Source organism: Aminobacter niigataensis, assembly GCF_946995915.1.
Taxonomy (GTDB): Bacteria; Pseudomonadota; Alphaproteobacteria; order Rhizobiales; family Rhizobiaceae; genus Aminobacter; species Aminobacter niigataensis.
Map to the genome: position 1 here is coordinate 2,080,282 of NZ_OX341517.1, position 22,576 is coordinate 2,102,857.

The 22,576-nt window shown below is 64.5% G+C and carries 23 protein-coding genes; 6 read left to right on the plus strand and 17 right to left on the minus strand.

The window, feature by feature from the left end:
- Positions 1–26 precede the first annotated feature (26 nt).
- A complete protein-coding gene (locus O1Y97_RS10025; RefSeq protein ID WP_318763899.1) occupies positions 27–1,172 on the minus strand; it encodes an NAD(P)/FAD-dependent oxidoreductase in 1,146 nt (381 codons plus the stop codon).
- Between the two features lie 120 nt (positions 1,173–1,292).
- On the opposite strand from O1Y97_RS10025, the gene O1Y97_RS10030 reads away from it, so the two are divergent.
- Positions 1,293–1,910, plus strand: a complete 618-nt coding sequence (locus tag O1Y97_RS10030; RefSeq protein WP_108609774.1) for a helix-turn-helix domain-containing protein — start codon at positions 1,293–1,295, stop codon at positions 1,908–1,910.
- Between the two features lie 4 nt (positions 1,911–1,914).
- Here the strand turns inward: O1Y97_RS10030 and O1Y97_RS10035 are convergent, their stop codons facing one another.
- From O1Y97_RS10035 to phnC, 6 genes are all read right to left on the minus strand, one after another.
- Positions 1,915–3,051, minus strand: a complete 1,137-nt coding sequence (locus O1Y97_RS10035; RefSeq protein ID WP_108607195.1) for an alpha-D-ribose 1-methylphosphonate 5-triphosphate diphosphatase — start codon at positions 3,049–3,051, stop codon at positions 1,915–1,917.
- A 1-nt stretch (position 3,052) separates the two neighbouring features.
- Positions 3,053–3,760: a DUF1045 domain-containing protein gene (locus O1Y97_RS10040; RefSeq protein WP_318763900.1), complete on the minus strand. Its 708-nt coding sequence runs from the start codon at positions 3,758–3,760 to the stop codon at positions 3,053–3,055.
- Between the two features lie 100 nt (positions 3,761–3,860).
- Positions 3,861–5,252 (minus strand): phosphonate ABC transporter, permease protein PhnE, encoded by a 1,392-nt coding sequence (gene phnE / locus O1Y97_RS10045; RefSeq protein ID WP_318763901.1) that lies wholly within the window; start codon positions 5,250–5,252, stop codon positions 3,861–3,863.
- 4 nt (positions 5,253–5,256) lie between these two features.
- Positions 5,257–6,204, minus strand: a complete 948-nt coding sequence (gene phnE / locus O1Y97_RS10050) for a phosphonate ABC transporter, permease protein PhnE (RefSeq protein WP_318763902.1) — start codon at positions 6,202–6,204, stop codon at positions 5,257–5,259.
- Between the two features lie 77 nt (positions 6,205–6,281).
- On the minus strand, positions 6,282–7,193 hold the full coding sequence (gene phnD / locus O1Y97_RS10055; protein ID WP_318763903.1) for a phosphonate ABC transporter substrate-binding protein: 912 nt from the start codon (positions 7,191–7,193) through the stop codon (positions 6,282–6,284).
- Between the two features lie 91 nt (positions 7,194–7,284).
- Entirely contained in the window at positions 7,285–8,127 is an 843-nt protein-coding gene (phnC, locus tag O1Y97_RS10060) for a phosphonate ABC transporter ATP-binding protein (protein ID WP_318763904.1), read from the minus strand.
- 420 nt (positions 8,128–8,547) lie between these two features.
- Here phnC and O1Y97_RS10065 point away from each other — a divergent pair, with 420 nt between their 5' ends.
- Together O1Y97_RS10065 and gltS are read left to right on the plus strand one after the other, a co-directional pair.
- Positions 8,548–9,564, plus strand: a complete 1,017-nt coding sequence (locus tag O1Y97_RS10065) for a Tim44 domain-containing protein (protein ID WP_108607201.1) — start codon at positions 8,548–8,550, stop codon at positions 9,562–9,564.
- A 202-nt stretch (positions 9,565–9,766) separates the two neighbouring features.
- Complete coding sequence (gltS, locus tag O1Y97_RS10070) at positions 9,767–10,978, plus strand: sodium/glutamate symporter (RefSeq protein ID WP_318763905.1); 1,212 nt, start codon at positions 9,767–9,769, stop codon at positions 10,976–10,978.
- 2 nt (positions 10,979–10,980) lie between these two features.
- Here gltS and O1Y97_RS10075 read toward each other — a convergent pair whose 3' ends face one another.
- The 7 genes from O1Y97_RS10075 to phnG are packed head-to-tail and all read right to left on the minus strand — an operon-like array spanning position 10,981 to position 16,149.
- Entirely contained in the window at positions 10,981–11,598 is a 618-nt protein-coding gene (locus O1Y97_RS10075) for a DapH/DapD/GlmU-related protein (protein ID WP_318763906.1), read from the minus strand.
- Positions 11,595–12,302, minus strand: a complete 708-nt coding sequence (gene phnL / locus O1Y97_RS10080; RefSeq protein WP_318763907.1) for a phosphonate C-P lyase system protein PhnL — start codon at positions 12,300–12,302, stop codon at positions 11,595–11,597. Before phnL ends, O1Y97_RS10075 begins: the two co-directional genes overlap by 4 nt.
- Positions 12,303–12,305: 3 nt before the next feature.
- Positions 12,306–13,082 (minus strand): phosphonate C-P lyase system protein PhnK, encoded by a 777-nt coding sequence (gene phnK, locus O1Y97_RS10085; protein ID WP_108607205.1) that lies wholly within the window; start codon positions 13,080–13,082, stop codon positions 12,306–12,308.
- Positions 13,079–13,972: an alpha-D-ribose 1-methylphosphonate 5-phosphate C-P-lyase PhnJ gene (locus tag O1Y97_RS10090; RefSeq protein WP_318763908.1), complete on the minus strand. Its 894-nt coding sequence runs from the start codon at positions 13,970–13,972 to the stop codon at positions 13,079–13,081. Before O1Y97_RS10090 ends, phnK begins: the two co-directional genes overlap by 4 nt.
- The gene (locus O1Y97_RS10095) at positions 13,969–15,078 is read right to left on the minus strand and encodes a carbon-phosphorus lyase complex subunit PhnI (RefSeq protein WP_318763909.1); all 1,110 of its coding nucleotides are present in this window, start codon (positions 15,076–15,078) and stop codon (positions 13,969–13,971) included. The genes O1Y97_RS10090 and O1Y97_RS10095 overlap by 4 nt, the downstream gene beginning before the upstream one ends.
- Before the next feature lies 1 nt (position 15,079).
- Positions 15,080–15,685, minus strand: coding sequence for a phosphonate C-P lyase system protein PhnH (gene phnH, locus O1Y97_RS10100; protein ID WP_404801263.1), 606 nt, complete (start codon positions 15,683–15,685; stop codon positions 15,080–15,082).
- The gene (gene phnG, locus O1Y97_RS10105; protein WP_318763910.1) at positions 15,685–16,149 is read right to left on the minus strand and encodes a phosphonate C-P lyase system protein PhnG; all 465 of its coding nucleotides are present in this window, start codon (positions 16,147–16,149) and stop codon (positions 15,685–15,687) included. The genes phnH and phnG overlap by 1 nt, the downstream gene beginning before the upstream one ends.
- A 148-nt stretch (positions 16,150–16,297) precedes the next feature.
- On the opposite strand from phnG, the gene phnF reads away from it, so the two are divergent.
- A complete protein-coding gene (gene phnF / locus O1Y97_RS10110; protein ID WP_318763911.1) occupies positions 16,298–17,026 on the plus strand; it encodes a phosphonate metabolism transcriptional regulator PhnF in 729 nt (242 codons plus the stop codon).
- On the opposite strand, the gene O1Y97_RS10115 is transcribed toward phnF, so the two are convergent.
- From O1Y97_RS10115 to O1Y97_RS10125, 3 genes are all read right to left on the minus strand, one after another.
- On the minus strand, positions 17,020–18,309 hold the full coding sequence (locus O1Y97_RS10115) for an O-antigen ligase family protein (protein WP_318763912.1): 1,290 nt from the start codon (positions 18,307–18,309) through the stop codon (positions 17,020–17,022). The genes phnF and O1Y97_RS10115 overlap by 7 nt on opposite strands.
- A gap of 17 nt (positions 18,310–18,326) precedes the next feature.
- Positions 18,327–19,577, minus strand: coding sequence for a polysaccharide biosynthesis/export family protein (locus O1Y97_RS10120; RefSeq protein ID WP_318763913.1), 1,251 nt, complete (start codon positions 19,575–19,577; stop codon positions 18,327–18,329).
- Between the two features lie 97 nt (positions 19,578–19,674).
- Complete coding sequence (locus O1Y97_RS10125) at positions 19,675–20,349, minus strand: sugar transferase (protein ID WP_318763914.1); 675 nt, start codon at positions 20,347–20,349, stop codon at positions 19,675–19,677.
- A gap of 612 nt (positions 20,350–20,961) precedes the next feature.
- Between O1Y97_RS10125 and O1Y97_RS10130 the strand changes: the two genes are divergently transcribed.
- A complete protein-coding gene (locus O1Y97_RS10130; RefSeq protein ID WP_318763915.1) occupies positions 20,962–21,231 on the plus strand; it encodes an exopolysaccharide production repressor protein in 270 nt (89 codons plus the stop codon).
- Positions 21,232–21,554: 323 nt separating this feature from the next.
- Positions 21,555–22,565: a glycosyltransferase family 2 protein gene (locus tag O1Y97_RS10135; protein ID WP_318763916.1), complete on the plus strand. Its 1,011-nt coding sequence runs from the start codon at positions 21,555–21,557 to the stop codon at positions 22,563–22,565.
- Positions 22,566–22,576 lie beyond the last annotated feature (11 nt).

The following is a 22,576-nucleotide window of genomic DNA, read 5'->3' on the forward strand; positions in this document are numbered from 1 at the left end:
GATTTGCGGAATGGTCGTGTCGAGCCTCAGCGCGTTTCCGCAGCGCGCGAGGTGTCCAAAAATCGTTCCGGTGACAGCGCGGCGTAGCTGACGCCGAGATCGGCCAGGTCGGCGGGAATGGGATCGCCGCGCATCAGCGCCGAGGAAAGCCGCGCCAGCGTCAACGACACCTGGAAGCCGTAACCGCCCTGGCCGGCGAGCCAGAAGAAGCCGGGCAGGCGCGGGTCGAAGCCGGCGACCGGACTGCGGTCGGGCGAGAAGGTGCGCAGGCCGGCCCATGGCGTCTGCGGGCGGCCGACGGCAAGGCCGGTTGCTTCCTCGATGTTGTAGGCGGCGGTGGCGACGTCGATGTCCTCGGGATAGGCATCGCAGGGCTCGCTGTCGGTCTCGTCGGCGAGTGATCCGATCAGGCGCCCGGCGTCGGGCTTGAAATAGAAGCGCTCGTGCAGGTCGACCACCAGCGGCCAGTTGCGTGGATCAATGCCCTCTGGGGCGTCGAACAGGAAGGCCGTGCGGCGCTTGGGCTTGAAGCCGAGGCCGGAAAGCCCGGCGCGTTCGGCGATGACGTCCACCCAGGCGCCGGCGGCATTGACGACGATGTCGGCGTCGTGGACGCCTGAACTGGTGGTAACCCGGAAGCGCTCTGGCCCGCGCGAGATCTTCAGCACTTCGGCTCCGCTGATGACGGTGCCGCCGGCGGCCTTGAGCAGGGATGCCTGTGTCTGGACCATCTTGCCGGTGTCGATGTCCTTGGCGTCGGGTTCATGGACGCCGCCGCAGGTCCTGTCCGGTGCGATGGCCGGTACGAGCGCACTCACTTCGGCGGCGGACAGGCGGCGGACGCTCGGTACCAGTGCCTTCTGCTCTTCGGCCATGCGGTCGATGGCGTCGGCGTCGTCGGGGCCGCCGAAATGCAAGGCGCCGCGCGTGTGCTCGACAAAGCCGCCGTCGATGATCGCCTGCCGGCTCGCCACCGACAGCGCGCGCACCAGGGCATTGCCATAGGTCTCGGAAAACAGCGCCGCCGAACGCCCGCTGGCGTGGTAGCCAAGCTGGCTTTCGCGCTCGATCACGGTCACCTCCGCCCATTGCTGGACGCTGGCTGCGAGCGAGAGGCCGGCAATGCCTCCGCCGATGACGATCACTTTCTGGGGACGGGAATTTTCGTGCATAGCTATCCGTAAAATCATTTTCGTATGCGGTCAATATTTAGCGCATAGGAAAAATTTTGGCGAATCTTGCGATGCCGGAGGAGTTCGATTAGCTACTGAGGACGGGTGATGGAGATGGCCATGTCGGAACAGCCGAATCTCGGCGACTGCCTGCGAAGCCTCAGGAAGCAGCATGGATGGACGCTGCAGGATGTCAGCCACCTGACCGGCGTGGCGGTGTCGACGCTGTCGAAGGTCGAAAACGACCAGATGTCGCTGACCTACGACAAGCTGCTGCAGGTGTGCGGCGGGCTCGGCATCCACGTCACTGAACTGCTCAGCGGCGACAGCAAGCAGCCCTCGGCACGCACCCGCCGTTCGGTCGCCTCACCAGTGAATACGCTGCGCCAACTGACGCGCAACTACGACTATTTTTACCTCGCCACCGACCTGGTGAAGAAGCGCATGGTGCCGATCCTCGCCCACGCCAGGGCGCGGACGCTCGAGGAGTTCGGCCCGCTGACCAGGCATGCCGGCGAGGAGTTCCTGATCGTGCTGAAAGGCGAGATCGAACTCCATACCGATCAATATGCGCCGGTGCGGCTGAAGGCGGGCGAAAGCGTCTATATCGACTCGACCATGGGCCACGCCTATCTCTCGATAGGCGAGGGCGATGCCGAGATGCTGTGCGTCTGCTCGGGCGAGGAGCCCGACATGGAAAAGACGCTGTTCAGCCTCAACGACAACGAGGCACGGTAACGGCTTAAGCCACCCGGCGACCTTCGCGCCAGACGGTGCGGACGACGGGCACATGCTCGTCGACACGTACGCGCACGAGGTCGCCGCGGCGGCCGGCTTCGATGACGCCGCGGTCGGTGAGGCCGACGGCGTCCGCCGGATTCTTCGACACCATCGCCATCGCCTGCGGCAGTGAGATGCCGTCGACGACCTCGCCGAGGAAGAACGCCGACTGGATCAGGCTGAAGGGGATGTAGTCCGACGACAGGATGTCGAGCAGGCCGTGTTCGGCAAGGGCGCGGGCCGAGACATTGCCCGAATGCGAGGCGCCGCGCATGACGTTGGGCGCACCCATGAGCACGCCGAGGCCGGCGCCCTTGGAGGCATTGGCGGCTTCGAGCGTGGTCGGGAATTCGGCGACGCGAATGCCTTGCGCGATCGCCTCGTCGACATGGGCCGTGGTCGCATCGTCATGGCTCGCCAACACGATGCCGCGGGCGTGGCACGCGGCCGATATGACGTCGCGGTTCGGCCTGGAATTGCGGGCGGATTCGCCCATGCGCTTGTCGCAGAAGGCCTTGAACTCGACGTCGTTGAGCTTCAGCTTGCGTTGGTAGTAGTAGGCATAGGTCTCGAAGTCGACGAACTGGCGCTGCCCAGGGGCATGGTCCATCAGCGAGGCCAGCTTGACGCGGTCGTCGCCATCGAAGACGGCGAAACCCTCCTGGCAATCGCCGGCCGAAACTTCGCAGCGCAAGTGGATGAAGTGGTCGGCGCGGACACGGTCGGCGCGGACGCTGTCCTCGATGGCGTTGGCAAGCAGCCGCATGTCGGCCGCGGTCAAGTCGGCATCCTCGTCCATGCCGACGCGAAGCGCGTCGAAGACGGTGGTGATACCGGCGGAAGCCACCTGCGCGTCATGTGCCAGCACGGCGGCGATCGGGTTCCAGCGTACCCGCGGGCGCGGGGCGTAGTGGCCTTCGAGATGGTCGGTGTGGAGCTCGACGAGACCGGGGATGACGAAGTCCCCGGCCATGTCCTCGCCGATGGCGCTGGGGCCGGTGGAGATTTCGGCGATCTTGCCGTCGCGCACGACGATGGAGCCGTCGACCACCTCGTCGGCAAGAACGATGCGGGCGTTTTTCAGAACAAGGTCGGTCATCTCAGGCGGTCTTTCTTTCAGCTTGCTTGCCCAGCGCATGGTAGGAGCGGACCTCGAACGGCGCGCCCGACGTGGGCTCGACGAACAGCGCCAGCCCATCGACCGGCACCGGCTTGTCGAGCACGTTGCCCAGGCATTGCTCGATGGCAGTGCGCACGCGCGCCACTTCCTCGGTGGCGACGCGGCCAGTCAGCGTCATGTGGAAACGGAACGTGTCGAAGACGTAAGGGTAGCCCCACCGGCTGAGGTGGCGGCACTCCTGCGGCGACAGCGCTTCGGGGTTGCGGCGGGCGATCTCGGCATCGCTGAGCGGTGCGCGGAACGGCTCGAAGGCCCTGACGACATCGCCGGCCAAGCTGTCGAGTTCAGGCAGCGGTTCAGCCAGGACCAGCGCGAAGAAGCCGTCGATCTGGGCGAGTTTCAGGCGAGGGATGGCGAAGGGCGTCGCCTCGCTTGCGAAGGTGGCAACCGCATCGATCAGCGAGGCCTCGGAAGCGGCGTCGGCGAGGCGGAACGGCGCCTTGAGCGTGGCGTGAAAGCCGTAGCGGCGCGCTGCGGCGGCATGGAACGCGACTTCGGCCGCCGACAATTCGCCAAAGGCCTTGGCGGGGGTCACGTGACCGCCGAACGCATCGCGCCCGAGCCAGCCGGCCGCGATGCGGCACAGCGGATCATCGTGCTCTGGCGTGAAATAGACGGCGTAGCGCATGGCGCGGTTCCCTAGGCAGTCGCCCGATAGATGATTTGCGTGACAGTTTGACGAAGTAGTGGCCGACTTCATCAGATTTGCAATGGCCAGCAACAGATGTTCAGTGGCTGGCCTTGTTGCCGATCAGCCGTTGGCGCAATGCGGTGGAAATATTGTCGAAGATGAACACCACGATCAGGATCAGCAGCACCATGTAGGCGACGTTCTCCCAGTCGGAATTGGTGCGCATCGCTTCCCACAGCTTGAGGCCGATGCCGCCGGCGCCGACCGCACCGATGATGGTGGCGGAGCGGGTGTTTGATTCCCAGAAGTAGAGCGACTGGCTGATCAGCACCGGCAGCACTTGCGGCACCACGCCGTAGCGCTGGACCGAGGCCGGCGAGGCGCCGACCGAGCGCATGCCCTCGCGCTGCTTGTCGTCGATGTTTTCCAGCGCCTCGGAATAGAGCTTGCCGAAGGTGCCGGTGTCGGTGACGAAGATCGCCGAGATGCCGGCGATGGGGCCTGGGCCGAAGGCGCGGGTGAAGAACAGTGCCCAGATCAGCATGTCGACCGAGCGCAGGAAGTCGAAGAAGCGCTTGGCAACCTGGTTGACGAGGCGGTTGCGCGTGATGTTGCGTGCCGCAAGGAAAGCCAGCGGGAAGGCAAGCAGGCTGGCAAACAGCGTGCCGACGAAGGCCATGACGATGGTCTGCAGCACCTTGGTCCAGACGTCGCCATGCTGCCATTCGGAATTGTTGACGATATTGTCCCAGGCAAGGGCGGCGTTCGAAACGCCCGGATCGAGGCGTTCGCCGGAGACGATCAGCGAGAACACCTCGCTCGTCGACTTGCCCCAGAACGGCGAGTTGGCGTCGAAGACGAAGTTCTCCCAGCCCAGGAAGCGGTGGCGGATCTTGACGTCGTCGGCGTCGATCTGGGCGCTGCCGGCAAAGCCGAAATCGACAGTGATCTTTTCGCCCGTAGCCTTTTGCGTCGCCCAGGAGGGAAGGGGCCCGGCAACGGTGATGCTCTTTTCCGGCACGATGGCGATGTCGAGCGTCTCATCGCCACGCGACACGAGCACGCTGGTCGGCGTGATCTCGATACGGTCGCGGCCGTCGATCTCGACCGTGACGAGGCTGGCAGCTGCCTTGTTGGCCGCAGGCGCGGCTGCGGTCGCCGCCGGCGGGTCGAAGCTCAGCCACTCGGGATGCCGATCGGCGCGATAGGAGGCAAAGCGCGGATAGCTGATGTCGAGACGGTCATCCCTGAAGTCGATCTGCGGGCGCACCTCGTAGGACACCCAATCGGCGAGATAGGTGCCGGCGATGCCCCAGTTGCCGCCGGCGAGCACTGCGCCGACGGCGAAGAACCACCAGGCGAAACCGAGATAGGCGACGAGGCCGGCGGCCACCGCCCAGCCGGACAGGCTCTTGCGCCACGAGCCGGTGAAGACGTCGGGGTGACGGTCGGCGATCGACTGCATATCGGACATGGAAAGGCTGGTCATGATCTTATTCCCCGCGACCGAAGGCCTGCTCGCCGACCAGCCTCTTGCGCAGCCAGGCGGAAAGCTGGTCGACGGCGACGATGGTGCAGAACAGGAGGAGGATGATGGCGATGGTCTTGGCTTCGTGGGTCCGGCTGATCGACAGGCGCAGCGCCTCGCCGATGCCGCCGCCTCCAACCGCGCCGATGATGGTCGAAGCGCGCACGTTGATCTCGAGCCGTAGCAAGGCGTAGCTCAGGAAATTGGGCATGACCTGCGGAACGACGCCGAACCAGACGCGCTCGAGCCAGTTGCCGCCGACGGCGCGCAGGCCTTCGTCGGCCTTCATGTCGGCGTTCTCGACAACCTCGAAGAACAGCTTTCCGAGCGCGCCGATGGTGTGCAGCGAAACGGCGATGATCGCGGGTATCGCGCCCATCGACAGGATGGCGAGGAAAAAGCCGGCAATGACGATCTCGGGAAAGGCGCGCAGGATCTCGAGGAAGCGGCGGACGAAGAAGCGTAGCCAGCGCTGCGTCACCAGGTTGGAAGCGGCGAGGAAACAGAGCAGGAAGCCGAAGGCGAAGCCGATCAGTGTCGAGACCAGCGCGATGTTGATCGTCTCGAGCATCTTGTAGACGTATTCGGGCAGGTAGAACGAGCCGAAGATGTACATCCGGCCATCGGGGTAGTCGAACTTCAGGCTGCCGTCGTCGTAGGGCGAGGGCAGGTCGAACAAGGCGCGCCAAACCTCGAAGCCGTCGCGCGGGATCATCTGGTCGACGAAGTCGAAGAAATGCGGCAGCCGGTCGAAGAACTTGCCGGCATTGCTCTCGTTGGCGAACCAGAGCGAACCGGACAAGGCGATGAACAGGAAGATCAATCCGCCGGCGGTGTACAGGCGGCGGCGGCCGGCGAGTTCGCGCCAGTGGCGCTCGACCGCGAGGCCGGCTTCCGAGAGTGGCATGGTCATGAAAAGTTCCGTCCGATCCCGGATCAAAGAAAGACGCGCCGCGGGCAAGCCGCGACGCGTCGATGTCGGCTGCGGGCTTAGCTGCCGATCTGCGCCTTACGGGCGTCGATGACCGGCTGGTAGAAGTCCGGAGTGACTTCGGTGTAGCCCTTGAAGTCGCCGCCCTGGATGGCCGAGAAGCAGGCCGGGTCGGTTTCCGGCAGCTTGACCATGTATTCCTTGAACTTGGTCTTGATGTCGGCGTCGAGCGAGGTGCGCACGACGATCGGGCCGTTCGGGATCAGCGGCGACTTCCAGACCTCGACTAGGTCGTCCATGTCGAGGATGCCCTTGTCGACCATCTTCTTGAGGTTGCCCGAGGTGTAGCCGTCCTTGAATTCGCCGACGCCCGAACCGAAGGTCGTGCCGGCGTCGAAGGTGCCCTTGAGCACTTCGAGGACGAGGTTTTCATGTCCGCCGCCGAAGCCGGTCTCGGCGACGAAGTCCTTGACGGCAACGCCGCCGAGGTCCTTCGGCAGGGCGGTGACGGGGATCAGGTAGCCCGAGGTCGAGTCCGGGTCGGCGAAGCCGAGCTTCTTGCCTTTGAGGTCCTCGAGCTTGGTGATGCCGGAATCCTTCTTGGCGACCATGATGGTGTAGTAGCCGGTGGCGCCGTCGGTCTGGACGGTGGTCAGGATCGGCTCGACCGCGTCCTTGTTCTCGAGATAGATCTTGGCGTAGCCCGAGGCGCCGAGTTCGGCGTAGTCGAGCGTGCCGCCGAGCAGGCCCTGGATGGTGCCGTCGTAGTCGGCGGCCGGGAAGAGCGACACCTTCTCGACACTGAGGACGGCCGGCAACTGGTCGACGAGGCACTGGAAGTTGCGCAGGCGGTCGGCTTCGTTTTCGCCGCCGATCACGCCGATGCGGAATTCCTTGAGGTCTGCGGCATGGGCCTGGCCGATCGCCAGGACGGCGAGCGAAACGGCACCCAGAAGTGCTTTCTTGAACATGGCATGTCTCCAGTTTGGCCCGGCACCTTGCCGGGTCATTTCCGTTGCTGATTGCGGGCCCTTGACGCGGGCGAGACGACCGCGAACGGCCTCAGGCCGGGGCGTAGGCCGGTTCCAGAGGTGCGGCGGATGCAGGAATCACGACCTTGACCTGGCGGATGCTGGTCGAGGTGATGGCTTCGGAAATCTCGGCGCCGTCGCTGTCGGCGCCATAGACCTTGCGCACGGCCTCGCGGGTCAGCTCTTCTGGCGCGCCGTCGAAGACGACCGCGCCGCCCGACATGCCGATGATGCGGTTGCAATAGCTGCGGGCGGTGTCGAGCGTGTGCAGGTTGGTGATGACGGTGATGCCTTCGCGCAGGTTGATGTCGCGCAGGGCGTCCATCACCACCTTGGCGTTGAGCGGGTCGAGTGAGGCGATCGGCTCGTCGGCGAGGATCAGCTTCGGTTCCTGCATCAGCGCGCGGGCGATGGCGACGCGCTGCTGCTGGCCGCCCGACAGCGTGCCGGCGGGCTGGAGCGCGGTGCGGGCAATGTCCAGGCGTTCGAGCGCGGCGATGGCGCGGATGCGGTCTTCACGCGAGAAGATGCCGAGCAGGTTGAGGCTGGTCGAGCGATGGTTGAGGCGGCCGAGCAGGACGTTGGTGAGCACGTCGAGGCGCGGCACCAGGTTGAATTGCTGGAAGATCATTGCGCAATCGCGCTGCCAGCGGCGAAGGGCCGGGCCGCGCAGCGACGACACTTCGGTGTTGTCGAAGACGATCGAGCCCTGGCTCGGATCGATGAGCCGGTTGATGGTTTTCAGCAGCGTCGACTTTCCGGCGCCGGAGCGTCCGATGATGCCGACCATCTGGCCCGGCTGGATCTGGAGATTGACGCCGTTGACGGCGACGTTCTTGCCGAAGCGGCGGCTGACGTTGCGGATTTCGAGCATCGTGGCTTCCCTGTCCCTTTGGGGCTTTGCGCCCCTTTTTCAGGCTTGGGCCTAGACCCGGGACGTGAAGCTGCAATGTCGGGACCATGTCAGTTTTGTTACGATGCACAGGCAGGCATGCGAAAAATGCGGCCCGAATGCGATGCGCGCGCAGGCAGCGAGCCGACAGGGCCAGTTCTTACCGACCAGAATCGGATTGGCGTTCCATCTATTTGATCGGCAACGGTCTTTTTGGGACCGTGTTTGGCCAAGATTCATGTTCAGGCCACTGGCGGCGAGCCGAGGCAGTGCGGGTAAAACCAAATCTATTCAGTGCCTTGGAGGGAGCTGGAAAGATTCTGCAAAAACTTGGCCCCCAAACCCTGACACTACACTTGTTAGTCATTATATGAGGGCGGACTTCACTTTGAGGAACCGCCGATGAAACTGTCCCGAACGACCCGCTTTGCCACGCTTTTTGCGGGCCTGTTCCTTGCCTTCTCCATGGTCGCCGTCGACCAGGCCGACGCTCGCCGCGGCGGCAGCTTCGGCAGCCGGGGGGCGCGCACCTTCCAGTCGGCACCGCCGACCCGTACCGCGCCGCAGCCGTCGGCACCGGTCGAGCGCTCGATGACGCCGAACACCGGCCAGGCGACCAACCCGGCCACCAATGCCGCGCGTCCGGGTGCTGCTGCCCAGCAGCGCCCCGGCTTCATGGGCGGCTTCGGCGGCGCGATGATCGGCGGCCTATTGATGGGCGGCCTGTTCGGCATGCTGATGGGCCAGGGCTTCGGCGGTCTCGCCGGCATGTTCGGCATGCTGATGCAGGTGCTCTTGATCGGCGGCGCCATCTGGCTCGCCCTGCGCTTTTTCCGCTCGCGGCAGGCGTCCGGCCCGGCGATGGCCGGCGCGGGTGCCGGTGGCGGCAACTTCAACTACCGCGATGCCGCACCGGCTGACGCCGGCAAGGCCAATGGCGGCAGCCGTTCGTTCAGCATACCGAGCATCGGCGGCAGCCGCGCCGACGCTGCTCCGCAGCAGCCAGTGAGCAAGGACATCACCGTATCCGGCGAAGACCTCGACACGTTCCAGCGCATGCTGACCGAGGTGCAGGAAGCCTTCGGCCGCGAGGACCACAAGGCGTTGCGCCGACTGGTGACGCCCGAGATGGTGTCCTACCTCTCGGAAGAACTGGCCGACAACGCGCAGAACGGCGTGCGCAACGACGTGACCGATGTCCAACTGCTTCAGGCCGACATCGCCGAAAGCTGGAGCGAAGGCGATCGCGACTATGCGACCGCCGCGGTCAACTACTCGTCCATCGACGTGACCCGCAACCGCACCACGGGTGAGATCGTCGAAGGCGACGCCAATGAGCCGACCGAGACGACGGAGCTCTGGACGTTCGTTCGCCAGAACGGCGGCGACTGGCAGCTGTCGGCGATCCAGGAAGCCTGATCTACCTCCGCAATTTACTTTTCAGCGCCCGCAGTCGCCCTTTCGAGGTGTCGATTGCGGGCGTTGTCGTTTCAACAATCGCCTGTGGCCGCGTCACGATTTGCCGATTGCTCTGGTGCCCATTCTAGGCAAGGTTGCAAGCTGGATAGGCTGGGGTCTGCCGATCCAGGATTTCCAGTTCCCTTGACCAAACAAGGCTCGGATGACGACGGCAGCCAACTCTCTCGTTTCGCCCGATTTCCTCACCCTTACGCTTGGATTGGTCGTCTATTTCGTCGGCGTGATCCTGACCCGCCGCATTGCTTTCCTGCGCAACTACAACATCCCCGAGCCGGTCACCGGCGGTTTTCTGGCGGCTGCCGCCATATGGGCGTTCTACAAGCTGTCGGGCATGGAAATCGTCTTCGAGATGACCACGCGCGACAGGCTGCTGGTCATCTTCTTTGCCACCGTTGGCGTCAATGCGCGGCTGTCCGATCTGCTGGTCGGCGGGCGGGCACTGGCCGTGCTGTGCGTGCTGACCGTGCTTTTCGTCTTCTTGCAAAATGGCGTCGGCACGCTCGGGGCCTGGCTGTTCGGCTTGCCGTCTGCCGCAGGCGTCATCATGGGATCGATCGCCTTTGTCGGCGGCCATGGCACTACGATTGCGTGGGCGCCTGCGATCGCGGCCGAGCACGGCTTTCCTGCGGCTGTAGAAGTCGGTACCGCCGCAGCGACGCTCGGCCTCATCGTGGCAAGTGTCCTGGGTGGGCCGGTGGCGAAGTTCCTCATCGAGCGCGGCAAGCTGACCACCGACGCGACAGTTTCAGAGAACGAAGGGGCAGTCGCCAAGGCGGAGGCGGCACCGATCGACAAGTCGAGCTTCATGCAGGCGCTTTTGCTGGTCAACGTCGCCGTGGTGCTCGGCTACCTGGTTCACGGACCGCTCTTGGCGATGGGCGTGAAGCTGCCGTTGTTCGTGCCTTGTCTGATCATGGGGATCGTTTTGTCCAATACGATCCCCTTCATCTTTCCACGTTTGCCCTGGCCGGCGCGCTCACCGTCGATGTCGCTGATCTCCGACTATTCGCTGTCGGTGTTTCTTGCCATGTCGCTGATGAGTATGCAGCTTTGGACACTTGCCGGGGTGGCTGGTCCGTTGCTGGTGGTCGTTGCCCTGCAGGCGCTTCTCGCGGTCGCATTCATCGTGATCGTGCTCTTTCCGCTGCTCGGAAGGGACTATCAGGCGGCGGTACTGAGCGCCGGCTTTACCGGCCTTTCGCTGGGTGCCACTCCCACCGCGATTGCGTCGATGACGGCGGTGACCAAGCACTATGGCCCGTCACCGAACGCCTTCATCATCCTGCCGCTGGTCTCGGCGTTTTTCGTCGATCTGGTCAATGTGGTCGCGATCCAGTTTTTCCTGGCGCGCTGACCTCAGCCCCCGTGCTTCTCCAGAAACTCTTCCGCCGAGAGGTTGCGGAAGTCGTCGAGGGCGACGCGCAGCCTGGCGTGGTCCCAATCCCACCAGGCGAGCGCCTGGAAGCGTTCAGCCGTCTTGCGGTCGAAGCGCTCGCGTAGCGGCTTGGCCGGCACGCCGGCGACGATGGTGTAGGGCGCGACGTCCTTGGTGACGACAGCGCCGGAGCCGACGGCGGCGCCGTCGCCGATGGTGACGCCGGGCAGTACCGTCGAGCCATGGCCGAGCCAAGTGTCATGGCCGATGGTCACCGCGTTCGAACGGCGCCACTCAAAGAACTCGGTCTCGTGGGCGGCGTCGTCCCAATAGTCCGAAGCGCGGTAGGTGAAGTGGTGCAGCGTTGGTCGCCAGGTCGGGTGGTTGGTGGCGTTGCAGCGCACGCTTGCTGCTATGTTTGAAAACTTGCCGACCGTGGTGCACCACAGGCTGCAGTCCTGCATGACGTAGGAATAGTCGCCAAGTTCGCTCTCGCTGATGCGGGTGCGTTCGGAGACCTCGGTCCAGCGGCCGAGGGTCGACTGCGTCACCTCGGCGGTCGGGTGGATCCAGGGCTGTTCGGAAAGCTTGCGGCTCATGCCGCGGCCTTTCCGGCTGCGAATTCCGTCACGTCGACGATGCGGTCGGCGACCGCTTCGCGCACGTCGGCATCATGGAAGATGCCGAGCAAGGCCACGCCCTTCAGCTTCTTCTCCTCGATCAGACCGATCACCACCTCGCGGTTGGTGGCATCGAGCGAGGCCGTCGGCTCGTCGAGCAAAAGCACCGGATGGTCGGTGATGAAGCCGCGGGCGATGTTGACGCGCTGCTGTTCGCCGCCGGAGAAGGTGGCGGGCGGCAGGCTCCACAGCCGCTCGGGCAGGTTGAGCCGGCCGAGCAGTTCGGCGGCGCGCTCCTGCGCTTGCTTGCGGTCAGTGCCGCGTGCCACCAACGGTTCGGCGACGACGTCGAGGGCCGAGACGCGCGGCACGGTGCGCAGGAACTGGCTGACATAACCGATGGTGTCGCGGCGCACTGATAGCACCGTGCGCGGGTTGGCGGTGGCGAGGTCGACCAGCTGGCCGTGGTGGTCGACGATGATCTGGCCCTGGTCGACGCCGTAATTGCCGTAGACCATCTTCAAAATCGAACTCTTGCCGGCGCCCGAGGGGCCGCCGAGCACGGCGCATTCGCCAGCCCTGACCGAGAACGAGACATTGGCGACGACCGGCAGGCGGATGCCGTCGCGCAGGTGCATGGTGAAGGCCTTGGCGACCTCGGAGACGATGAGTGGGGTGGCCATGGCTTACACCTGCAAAATGGAGGAGACGAGGAGCTGGGTGTAGGGCGCGCGCGGGTCGTCGAGCACGCGGTCGGTGAGGCCCGCTTCGACGACGTGGCCGTCCTTCATCACCATCATGCGCTGCGACAGGAGCCGGGCGACGGCGAGGTCGTGGGTGACGACGATGGCCGCGAGCCCGAGGTCGGTGACCAGCCCGCGCAGGAGATCGAGCAGGCGCGCCTGCACCGACACGTCGAGGCCGCCGGTCGGTTCGTCCATGAACACCAGGCGCGGGCCGGTGACGAGGTTGCGGGCGATCTGCAGGCGCTGGCGCATGCCGCCGGAGAAGGCGCGCGGCTCGTCATCGATGCGCTCCTCATCGATCTCGACGCGGCCGAGCCAGTCGACCGCTGTGGCGCGGATGTTGCCATAGTGGCGGTCGCCGATGGCCATCAGCCGCTCGCCGACATTGGCGCCGGCCGACACCGTCATGCGCAGCCCGTCGGCCGGGTTCTGGTGAACGAAACCCCAGTCGGTGCGCATCAGGAAGCGGCGTTCGGCTTCGCTCATGCGGTAGAGGTCGCGCCACTGGTTGTCGCGCATGCGGTAGCTGGCGGTGCCCGATGTCGGCAGCAGGCGCGTCGACAGGCAGTTGAGCAGGGTGGTCTTGCCCGAGCCGGACTCGCCGACGATGGCCAGCACTTCGCCGGGCCAGAGGTCGAAGGAGATGTCCTCGCAGCCGATGCGCGAGCCGTAATATTTGGACAGCGCCGTGACGCGCAGAAGCGGTTCGTCGGTCATTGGGCAGGCTCCAGGATGTCGGGCGAGAGATGGCCGCGGTGGCCGCAGGACTGGCGCGTCTCGCAATGGTCGGTGTCGGAACAGACGAACATGTGCCCGCCCTTGTCATCGAGGATGACCTCGTCGAGATAGACCTGCTCGGCACCGCACAGCGCGCAGGGCTGGTCGAAGGCCTGGATCTCGAAGGGATGATCCTCGAAGTCGAGGCTGACGACCTTGGTGAAGGGCGGCACGGCATAGATGCGCTTTTCGCGGCCGGCGCCGAACAGCTGGAGCGCGGGCGACATGTGCATCTTGGGATTGTCGAACTTCGGCGTCGGTGAGGGATCCATGACGTAGCGGCCCTCGACCTTGACCGGATAGGCGTAGGTCGTGGCGATGCGGCCGTGCCTGGCGATGTCCTCGTAGAGCTTGACGTGCATCAGCCCGTATTCCTCGAGCGCGTGCATCTTCCGCGTTTCGGTCTCGCGCGGTTCGAGGAAGCGAAGCGGCTCGGGAATGGGCACCTGGTAGACCAGCGTCTGGCCTTCGGTCAGCGGATGCTCGGGGATGCGGTGGCGGGTCTGGATGATCGTCGCCTTCGCAGTCTCGGTGGTCACGGCCACATCGGCGACCTTCTGGAAGAAGGCGCGGATCGACACCGCGTTGGTGGTGTCGTCGGCGCCCTGGTCGATGACCTTGAGCACATCGTCGGGGCCGATGATCGCGGCGGTCACCTGCACGCCGCCGGTGCCCCAGCCATAAGGCATCGGCATCTCGCGGGATGCGAACGGCACCTGGTAGCCGGGAATGGCGATGCCCTTGAGGATCGCCCGGCGGATCATCCGCTTGGTCTGCTCGTCGAGATAGGCGAAGTTGTAGGTTGCGATGTCTGTTGCAGGCGTGCTCATTCCGCCGCCTCCCGCTGTTCGGTGTCGTTGGTCTTGTTGCGCTTTTCGTGCTCTGAGCGCATGCGGCGGACGAGGTCGAGTTCGGCCTGGAAGTCGACATAGTGCGGCAGCTTCAGGTGCTCGACGAAGCCGGTGGCCTGGACGTTGTCGGAGTGCGAAATCACGAACTCCTCGTCCTGGGCGGGGGCAGTGATGTCCTCGCCCAGTTCGCCGGCGCGCAGCGCGCGGTCGCACAGCGACATCGCCATGGCCTTGCGCTCGGACTGGCCGAAGACCAGTCCGTAGCCGCGGGTGAACTGCGGCGGCGCCTTGGCCGAACCCTTGAACTGGTTGACCATCTGGCACTCGGTGACGCGGATTCGCCCGAGCGTGACGGGGAAAGGCAGCTCCGGCACGTCGAGTTCGAGCTCGACCTCGCCGATGCGGACCTCGCCGACGAAGGGATGGCTGCGGCCATAGCCGCGCTGGGTCGAATAGCCGAGCGCCAGCAGGAAACCCTCGTCGCCGCGTGACAACGCCTGCAGGCAGCTGTCGCGCGCAAGCGGAAATTCCAGCGGCTCGCGGGTGATGTCGCCGGTGAGGTGATCCTCCGGCAGCTCGCCATCGGCTTCGATCAGGCCTTCATGGGCGAGGATCTCGGACACGCGCGACATGCGCTGGCCGTCGCTGTCGCGCTGCTCGGGCGTGGCGACCTCGGGATCGTTGGCGAGTTCGGGGTCGAGCAGGCGGTGGGTGTAGTCGAAGGTCGGGCCGAGCAACTGGCCGCCGGGCAGATCCTTGTAGGTCGCGGAGACGCGGCGTTCGACCTGCATGGCGGCGGTGTCGATCGGCCTCGTGTAGCCGAAGCGCGGCAAGGTCGTTCGATAGGCACGGACGAGGAAGATCGCCTCGATCAGGTCGCCGCGCGATTGCATCACCGCAAGGGCGGCCAGTTCGCGGTCATAGAGCGAGCCTTCGGCCATGACGCGGTCGATGCCGAGCGCCAACTGCTCGACGATCTGGTCGAGGCGGAGCGCGGGCACCGAGCGGTCGCCGCGGCGACGGTCGGCGAGCAGGCGATGGGCATTGGCGATGGCGGCTTCGCCGCCTTTGACAGCCACATACATGTCAGGCCTCCATCGTCTTGATGCGGGTGGTGCGGGGCAGGCAGGCGACCGCTCCGGGCGCTGCCAGGATGACGTCTGTGCCGCGCGGGAACCGGGCGCCGTTCTGCTTCCACTGCTCGACGAAATGGCGCGGCAGCGGCGTCGGCGCGATGGTAACCGAGGTCTCGATGCCGGGACCTTCGAGATGCAGCGGCGCGCCATCAGTCAGGCTTTCGACTTGCAGGATCAGCGTGGTCGAGCGGTCGGGATATTCCTGCGTTCCTTGCGCGAAGTTCTCGAGCGAGATCAGGTTGGCCGGGTTGGCGACGAGCGCGAAATGCGCGTCTGCCGGTGTCGCGGCCAGCGGCGCGCCGGTGTGAAAGCCGAGCCAGGATCTTGCCGCCGAGACCTGAAGCGCGGCATCGAGCCAGAGCGGGCTGTCGTGGTCGCATAAGGTCAGCGCCACCGCACCCGCGGTTGCCGCCAGCGGTGCAGGCGGCTGAGCCAGGACAGCTACATGTTGGACTGTCCCAGGACGCGCCATGGCGTCCATGACAGCGCGGAAAACCGTCTGGGCGTCGAAAACCGGGGCGGCGAAACCGCCGTCGATGACATCCATCTGTTCCATCAATCCTCTCCGCGAACCATGGTGAAGAAGTCGACCTTGGTCGCCGCCGTCTCGGCGCGGCTGATCGCGTCGGCTTCAGCTTGTGCAGCGCGCAGTGGGGCAAGGATCTTGTCCTCGACCTCGGCGCGGCGGGCGGGGTCTTGCCACAGCGCATCGGCGATGGCCGAAAGGCGGGCCTTTTCCTTGTCGCGGCCAAGCGCATAGGCGTGGCCGATCTCGCCGCCGGGCAAACGGACCGTCGCGCGGGTCACTGTCGCTTCGCCGAAGTTGAAGGGCGCGCCGCCGCCGCCGATGCGCCCGCGTACCGATACCAGGCCGGTCTCGGGGCCGCGCAGCATCTCGGCTTCGCCTGAAATCCCTGCCGCCGTGCACAGCCGCTTCAACTCTTCCGCCGGCGCTAGGGCAAGCGCTGCCATGGCCGCCTTGCGCTGCGTCTCCGTTTCTCTTTCCTGCCGTCGGTCCATCTCGATTGCCGCTCCACTTCGTATTTGTCTATTGTTCTATACAATCGAACAACATACAACGGGCTTGTAGCGAGGCTGCGTGACGGTCGCATGACAAATCGCGAAACAGGGGGCGGTGGATTTGAACGGGCAAGGATCGAAACAGGCGGTGACGCGAAAAAGCGGTGTGGCGCTGTGGCGCCAGATCGCCGACCAGATCAGGCAGGCGGTTTCAGCCGGCACGCTTGGAGCCGACGGCCGACTGCCGCCGGAGATGGTCCTGTCTGAGCGATTCGGCGTTAACCGCCACACGCTGCGCAGCGCCATCGCCGCGCTGGTGCAGGAAGGAGTGCTCAGGGCGGAGCAGGGCAGGGGCACCTTCGTCGAAAGCCGCCAGAAGCTGTCCTACCCGATCTCGGCGCGGACGCGTTTTTCGACCGGCCTGCGCAGCCAGACCCGCGACCGCCGCAGCATCCTTCTCGCCCATGCGGTGGAGCAGGCGTCACAGCGCGTGGCCGAAGGGCTTGGCCTTGCCGAGGGTGCGCCCGTGGTCAGGCTGGAGACGCTGAGCGAGGCCGACGAACGGCCGGTGTCGCGCGCGACCAGCTGGTTCGATGCGGAGCGGTTTCCCGGTTATGCCGAGGCCTATGCCGAGACGGGCTCGATCACGCTCGGCTTCCAGAGCTACGGCATCGAGGACTATTTCCGCAAGTCGACTCTGGTCTCGGCGCGCCATGCCGATGCCGCCGACCTTGCCGACTTGAAGCTTTCAGCCGGTGCCATCGTGCTGGTCGCGGTCGCCGTCAATGTCGATACCCAGGGCTTGCCGATCCAATATGCCGAAACGCGCTTCGTTGCCGACAGGGTCGAACTCAGCGTTTCGACCGAGGCTCAGTGATTGTACTGGCCGGCGATGCCGTCGCTGCGCCCGAACGTCATTTGCCGAGGCGGCGAAGCTGGCACGGTTTGCCGTGTCGCCGGCTCCTTGGCGCGTGCCCAGCAGTAGTAGAGCAGGAACGAGCCGATGACGTAGGGCTGCAGGATGTCGACTTCGAAGAACGAGCGGATGACCAGCAAAGCGAGCAGGCCCGTCTGCAGCAGCGGCTCGGTCCAGTCGCCCTCGCTCAGAAGACGCGAGATGCACAGCCGGAGGATGGCGAGAAGCGGCAGCACGATCATGGCCGCGCCGACATAGCCGAGTTCCACCAGCGCCTCGATGTAGGTGTTGTGGAAATGGAAGCCGGTGCGGGAGGTGATGTAGAACTCGTTCCACAGCCGCTCCGCTTCGGAGAAGCCCTGCACCCAATAGGCGGCATAACCGATGCCGAGCAGTGGCGTATTTGCCGATGCGTCGATGCCTTGCTGCCAGAGATATGTGCGGCCGGTCAGTGTCGAGTCCTTGCCGAACGCGCCCAGAACCATGTCGATCGCGCCGACATTGAGAGCCGCCAGAACGGCCGTGCCGGCAAGCACCAGGCCGGCTGCGAAGAAGATACGGCGGTGGGTCGGCGAGAACGCCTCCAGCCCGGCGATGGCGACGATCATAGCAATTGCCGCAGGGGTGGCGAGCATTGAGGTTGCCGACTGCGACATGACAAGCGATGCGGCCGAGAGCAGGACGACGCCGAGGGCAAGAAGGCGGGCGATGCGCCCGCGCGTCAGAAACAGTGCGAAGTAGCAGCCGAACAGCACGCCCAGCGACGCGTAGAAGCCGAGCTGGTTCTTGGAGCCGAACGCGCCGACGAAACTGTAGGTGCCGTCGAGCGCGTCATAGACGTAGCCGCCGACAAGCATCGAATAGGCGAGAATGACCGCGATGCCGGCCATGGCGCCGATGGACAGGGTTCGTGCGTCGATCACCCTGGCGGCGATCACGGCGCAGACCACATGCGACAGATATTGAAGTGCCGCCCGGCTGGTCACGTCAGGCGCGTCGGACCAGAAGTAGGACAGGCAGGCGAGCAGCGCGAAGGCACCGAGCTGCGGCGATGCGCCGAGGCGGCCGAGCGTGAAGCGGTAATCGACCAGGACCAACGGCAGCCAGACCGCGTAGTACATCAGGATCGAGATCTGGCCGATGCGGAACGAGTAGGCGAACACAAAAAATGATACGGCGACCGCGAAGGCGCCGTAGAGCGTGTTGCGGCCGGGTTCGACCAGCGCCGATTTTCTGATCCGCATCGCGTCTGACCGCCGGGCTACTGGATGAGCGGGCCGTCTGTCCGCTCCACCTTGAGCACGTCGCCGGGCAGAACGGGCATGTCCTCGGCGGCCGCGATTTCCTTGCTCTTGCCGTCGCTGCCCTTGCGCACGAGGACATAGGAAATCGCCTGTTCGGTGCCAGCAGCCGTTGGTGCCGTGCCTCCGGCCTCGGCGATCAGGCCCTTTTGCATTCCGAGCTTGAGCGTGACAGCGTTAAGTTCTCCGACGGTCTTCTGCCGCTCGACCGCCAGTTCGGACTCGCCGTCGTTCTTGAGGTCGATCGCCTCCTGCTCGGCCTTGCTGATGTCCTGCTTGGCCCGCAGCATGGCGGTCTCCAGATCGAGGATCTTGCCCTCCATCTCGGCGATGGAGCGCTCGGTCGACAGCACGCGCGTATTCACCACGAGACCCTTCTGGGCCAGCGTGTCGATGCCGCTGAGCTCTTTCCTGGCGAGTTCGACCTGGCGCTTCTGTGTCTCGGACTTCTGGCCCAGCGATACGATCTCCTGCTCGAGTAAGCCCTTGAGCTCTTCAAGTGCCTGCAGCCTCAGGGTGAGCTTCTTCTGGCGCGAGGCCATGATGGCGGTTTCGTTGGCGATCATGCCTGATACCGCCGGCAGGGACGCGATCTCCTTCGGCGCTTCGACTTCAGTATTGCCGGCAAGCTCGGCATCGATCCGCGCTAGGGTGACCATCATGCGGAGCTGCTCGTCGGAGAGCACGGCATGGCTGCCTTCTGCGGTGATGAGGTCGCGTTCGGTACGGGCGCCGTCGGCACCGCGGCGCATGCCGCCGGCGATGCTGATTGCCTTGAGCACGGTGAGATCCGGGGCATAGGCATACTGGCCCGGGGTCTGGATGTCGCCGGAGATGTAGAAGGGACGAAACTGCGCCACCTCGACCGACGCTTCCGGACGGTCGGAAAGGCCGAACTTGTCCTGCAGGGTCTTGCCGATCGTCTCGGCGATCTCGGCCGTCGTCTTGCCCGCGGCCTGCGTTTCACCGACGAATGGCAGCGAAAGATTGCCGGATGGTCCGATCGTGTAGTCGCCGCTTACCGATGACCAGTCGCGGAAGGCGCCCTCGACCGTCTGCCATTCGACGACGCGGATGGTCAGCTTGTCCTGGGTTCCGAGCTTGTAGTCTTCGGCAAACGCTGCGGATGCCGAAATGGCCAGCGTGAGACAGAGCGCGCCGCCCAGGCTGAGCATGCGCCGTGCGCGGGAATGGGAGCCGTTTAGGTTCAAGGTTATCGTCCGTTCCTGTGCCGCGGGCATCTTCTGCAGCCCGACGGCGGAAGAAGCTGCGCGCCCCCACATGGGCGCAGCCTCGTTTGCGGCAGGCTCAGTAGCTGCCGCGCGACATGCAAACGGCCGGGACCGTCTTCAGGATGATGCGGATGTCTTCGACCAGCGACCAGTTCTCGACATAGTGACGGTCGAACGCCACGCGGCTGTCGTAGGAGACGTCGTTGCGACCGCTGACCTGCCACAGTCCGGTGAGACCGGGCCGCGACTTGAGATAAAAGACGACCGCCTTGCCGTAATAATCGAGCTCGTCGCGTACCACCGGGCGTGGGCCGACGATGCTCATGTCGCCGAGAAGGATGTTGAGGACCTGCGGCAGCTCGTCGAGGCTGAGCTTGCGCAGCACCGTGCCGACACGCGTGACCCGAGGGTCGTCCTTGAGCTTGCGCGTTGCCTCCCACTCGGCCCTGGCTTCCGGGTCATTGCGAAAATGCGCCGCAAGTACCGCGTCCCCGTCAGGGACCATCGTGCGGAACTTGAGGCACTGGAAGATACGGCCGCCACGGCCGATCCGGCGATGGCCATAGAAGACCGAGCCGCCGTCCGAGGCCTTTACCAGCAAGGCAATGAGCAGGAACAACGGGCTTAATGCGATAATCCCGAGACCCGCACCGATGATGTCGAATCCGCGCTTGGCCACGCCACCCAGAGGGGGGAGGTCGGTGGCGACGTGTGGAAACTCCAAGCTCGTCGACTTGGCAAGATCCCTCATGCTGCAACTCCAATTGGTCGATGAATCGCCCCAGAATCGCCCTGTGTCAGGATACGGCCGACATGCTGCGCTGCAACACACGTTTTTTTGACGCGTGAAATATTTATACCAGTAGATGACCAAAATCCGTGCATGGCGTGCACAAGAAAATCTCAATGCGACAGTTTTATGTCCAATGGCCGCATGCATGAGCAGAATCGAATGTGTCAATACAGGTGAAATGTCGAAAATTGTATCTGCACCATGTTGGTAAACGTTCCAGCAATGCGCACCAAGATATAAAACATATTATGCATCACATGGGTATTCGCCAAAATATTCTGAAATAATGGCATCTTGAATGAAAATGTTATCGACTTTCGACCAGCTGTGAAAGTGCAATGCAGCATCCGGCGCCATCGGCAAGACTCTCGGCGAAAGAGGGCTCCGCTTGCTGACTGCTGGGCGGGCCAATATAATGAAACGACGTTCTTCCGGTCGACCGCCAACCAGCATGTCGGCATCAAAATATAACGAAGGAACGATGCGGGTGGAGCTTTCAGGGCTAGGGGAGTTGCAAGCAACATGGCGACAAAATCAGTGCCGATTCCTCGGGCCTGACGGTCAACGGCTATGACCTTGCCAAAATTCGTGTTCGGCATGGCGATGGTAATCGCCGCCGTGGCGCTGTGGTCCTATCTAGATGCTGCCGGCTGGGGCACGATCTTGCTGCGCGTGCTGGCCTGCGCCGTCATTCTTCAGGTCGGATACTTTCTTGTCATCCTGGCCATGGTGCTGCGTACGAGCCCCAAAGCGGCTGAAATCAAGAACACAAAGACCGTGGCCGAAGGCGCACCGGCAGTTCCGGCCGACGACCTGACGCCAAAGGGCAGCGCGCACTAGGCCGCTGCGGCCGGCTCAAGGCCCCGCACGGACTGGGTTTCCGCAGGAATCGGTTCTGCTTTTCCGACCATTTGCGCGGCCATTTTCATGCCCAGGCTTGCTGCCTTCAGGTGATGCCGCGGTGCCGTCGCCACGGATTATGGAGGCATCCGGCGTGATCGCGGCAACGCGCCTGCAGGCCTTGGAAAGCCGCATGTCGCGGCGGTCGACACCGGGTCTTCACGACCCCAACGGTGAAGCGCCGTAACAAAAGTTGGGGTTTCCTTGTTCGCAGGTGCAATATAGCTCTGGCGTCGGCGGGCTATGACGGAAAGGCAACCGACGTGAGCGGAACTGACGTCTGTGTCATCATTGCTGCGCGTAACGCGGCGGAAACGATCACGACGGCCATCACCTCGGCGCTGCGGCAGCCTGAAGTGGCCGAGGTCGTGGTCGTGGACGATGCCTCGACCGATGCAACCGAAGCCATGGCGTGCGCCGCCGACGATGGCAGCGGTCGGCTTCTAGTGCTGCGGCTGGACGTCAACCGCGGCCCCTCATTCGCCCGCAACATGGCGATACGCAACTCCAGATCGGCACTGATCAGCATCCTCGATGCCGACGATTTTTTCCTGCCTGCACGGTTTGCGAACCTTGTCGGTGGCGACGACTGGGATCTTGTCGCCGACAACATCGTGTTCGTCGAGCACGCTTCGGTGCGTGATGTACTGTCGGGCAGCGTCGCGCAGTTCGACGCCGATCCGGCGCTGCTCGGATTCGCGCAGTTCATCGCCGGCAACATTTCCAGCCGTGGCGCCAGGCGCGGCGAACTCGGATTCCTCAAGCCGGTGATGCGCCGAGCCATGCTCCAGCGGCACGGGTTGAGCTACGACGAGCAACTGCGGCTCGGCGAAGATTATGCCCTTTATGCGCGGGCCATGCTGATGGGCGCCCGCTTCAAAGTCGTCAGGTCCTGCGGCTATTGCGCCGTGGTGCGGCCCAATTCGCTGAGCGGCCAGCACCGCACGGAGGATCTGCAGCGTCTGGCCGATGCCGATCTCGGGCTGCTGGCACAGCCGGGGCTGGCGGCAGAGGACAAACGCATCCTTCGCCACCACGAGCGGCATATGCGCGACAAGTACCGTTTGCGGCGCTTCCTCGACCTCAAGGCGGCCGGCGGCATGGCCGCGGCGGCGAAATTCGCAGTCGCATCTCCTGCCAATTTTATGGCCGTCGTTCGCGGGGTGGCCATGGACAAGTTCGATGCGCTCGCGAAATCCGGGGCGGTGCCGTCGGTTCCTGAACCGCGCCTGCGCTACCTGATTACGGCCGAGAACGCAGGTGCCCAGAAGTGAGGCCACAAGAC

What these genes read in the sequence shown, in the direction of transcription:
- O1Y97_RS10035 (WP_108607195.1), bottom strand. Translation starts at nt 3,051, where the DNA reads ATGACCGACCTTGTTCTGAAAAACGCCCGCATCGTTCTTGCCGACGAG.
- O1Y97_RS10115 (WP_318763912.1), bottom strand. Translation starts at nt 18,309, where the DNA reads ATGCGGATCAGAAAATCGGCGCTGGTCGAACCCGGCCGCAACACGCTC.
- phnE (WP_318763901.1), bottom strand. Translation starts at nt 5,252, where the DNA reads ATGACCAGCCTTTCCATGTCCGATATGCAGTCGATCGCCGACCGTCAC.
- phnL (WP_318763907.1), bottom strand. Translation starts at nt 12,302, where the DNA reads ATGGCCACCCCACTCATCGTCTCCGAGGTCGCCAAGGCCTTCACCATG.
- O1Y97_RS10075 (WP_318763906.1), bottom strand. Translation starts at nt 11,598, where the DNA reads ATGAGCCGCAAGCTTTCCGAACAGCCCTGGATCCACCCGACCGCCGAG.
- phnE (WP_318763902.1), bottom strand. Translation starts at nt 6,204, where the DNA reads ATGACCATGCCACTCTCGGAAGCCGGCCTCGCGGTCGAGCGCCACTGG.
- phnH (WP_404801263.1), bottom strand. Translation starts at nt 15,685, where the DNA reads ATGGAACAGATGGATGTCATCGACGGCGGTTTCGCCGCCCCGGTTTTC.
- phnC (WP_318763904.1), bottom strand. Translation starts at nt 8,127, where the DNA reads ATGCTCGAAATCCGCAACGTCAGCCGCCGCTTCGGCAAGAACGTCGCC.
- O1Y97_RS10125 (WP_318763914.1), bottom strand. Translation starts at nt 20,349, where the DNA reads ATGAGGGATCTTGCCAAGTCGACGAGCTTGGAGTTTCCACACGTCGCC.
- O1Y97_RS10040 (WP_318763900.1), bottom strand. Translation starts at nt 3,760, where the DNA reads ATGCGCTACGCCGTCTATTTCACGCCAGAGCACGATGATCCGCTGTGC.
- gltS (WP_318763905.1), top strand. Translation starts at nt 9,767, where the DNA reads ATGACGACGGCAGCCAACTCTCTCGTTTCGCCCGATTTCCTCACCCTT.
- phnG (WP_318763910.1), bottom strand. Translation starts at nt 16,149, where the DNA reads ATGGACCGACGGCAGGAAAGAGAAACGGAGACGCAGCGCAAGGCGGCC.
- O1Y97_RS10025 (WP_318763899.1), bottom strand. Translation starts at nt 1,172, where the DNA reads ATGCACGAAAATTCCCGTCCCCAGAAAGTGATCGTCATCGGCGGAGGC.
- O1Y97_RS10090 (WP_318763908.1), bottom strand. Translation starts at nt 13,972, where the DNA reads ATGAGCACGCCTGCAACAGACATCGCAACCTACAACTTCGCCTATCTC.
- O1Y97_RS10095 (WP_318763909.1), bottom strand. Translation starts at nt 15,078, where the DNA reads ATGTATGTGGCTGTCAAAGGCGGCGAAGCCGCCATCGCCAATGCCCAT.
- O1Y97_RS10030 (WP_108609774.1), top strand. Translation starts at nt 1,293, where the DNA reads ATGTCGGAACAGCCGAATCTCGGCGACTGCCTGCGAAGCCTCAGGAAG.
- phnD (WP_318763903.1), bottom strand. Translation starts at nt 7,193, where the DNA reads ATGTTCAAGAAAGCACTTCTGGGTGCCGTTTCGCTCGCCGTCCTGGCG.
- O1Y97_RS10130 (WP_318763915.1), top strand. Translation starts at nt 20,962, where the DNA reads ATGACCTTGCCAAAATTCGTGTTCGGCATGGCGATGGTAATCGCCGCC.
- phnK (WP_108607205.1), bottom strand. Translation starts at nt 13,082, where the DNA reads ATGACCGACGAACCGCTTCTGCGCGTCACGGCGCTGTCCAAATATTAC.
- O1Y97_RS10065 (WP_108607201.1), top strand. Translation starts at nt 8,548, where the DNA reads ATGAAACTGTCCCGAACGACCCGCTTTGCCACGCTTTTTGCGGGCCTG.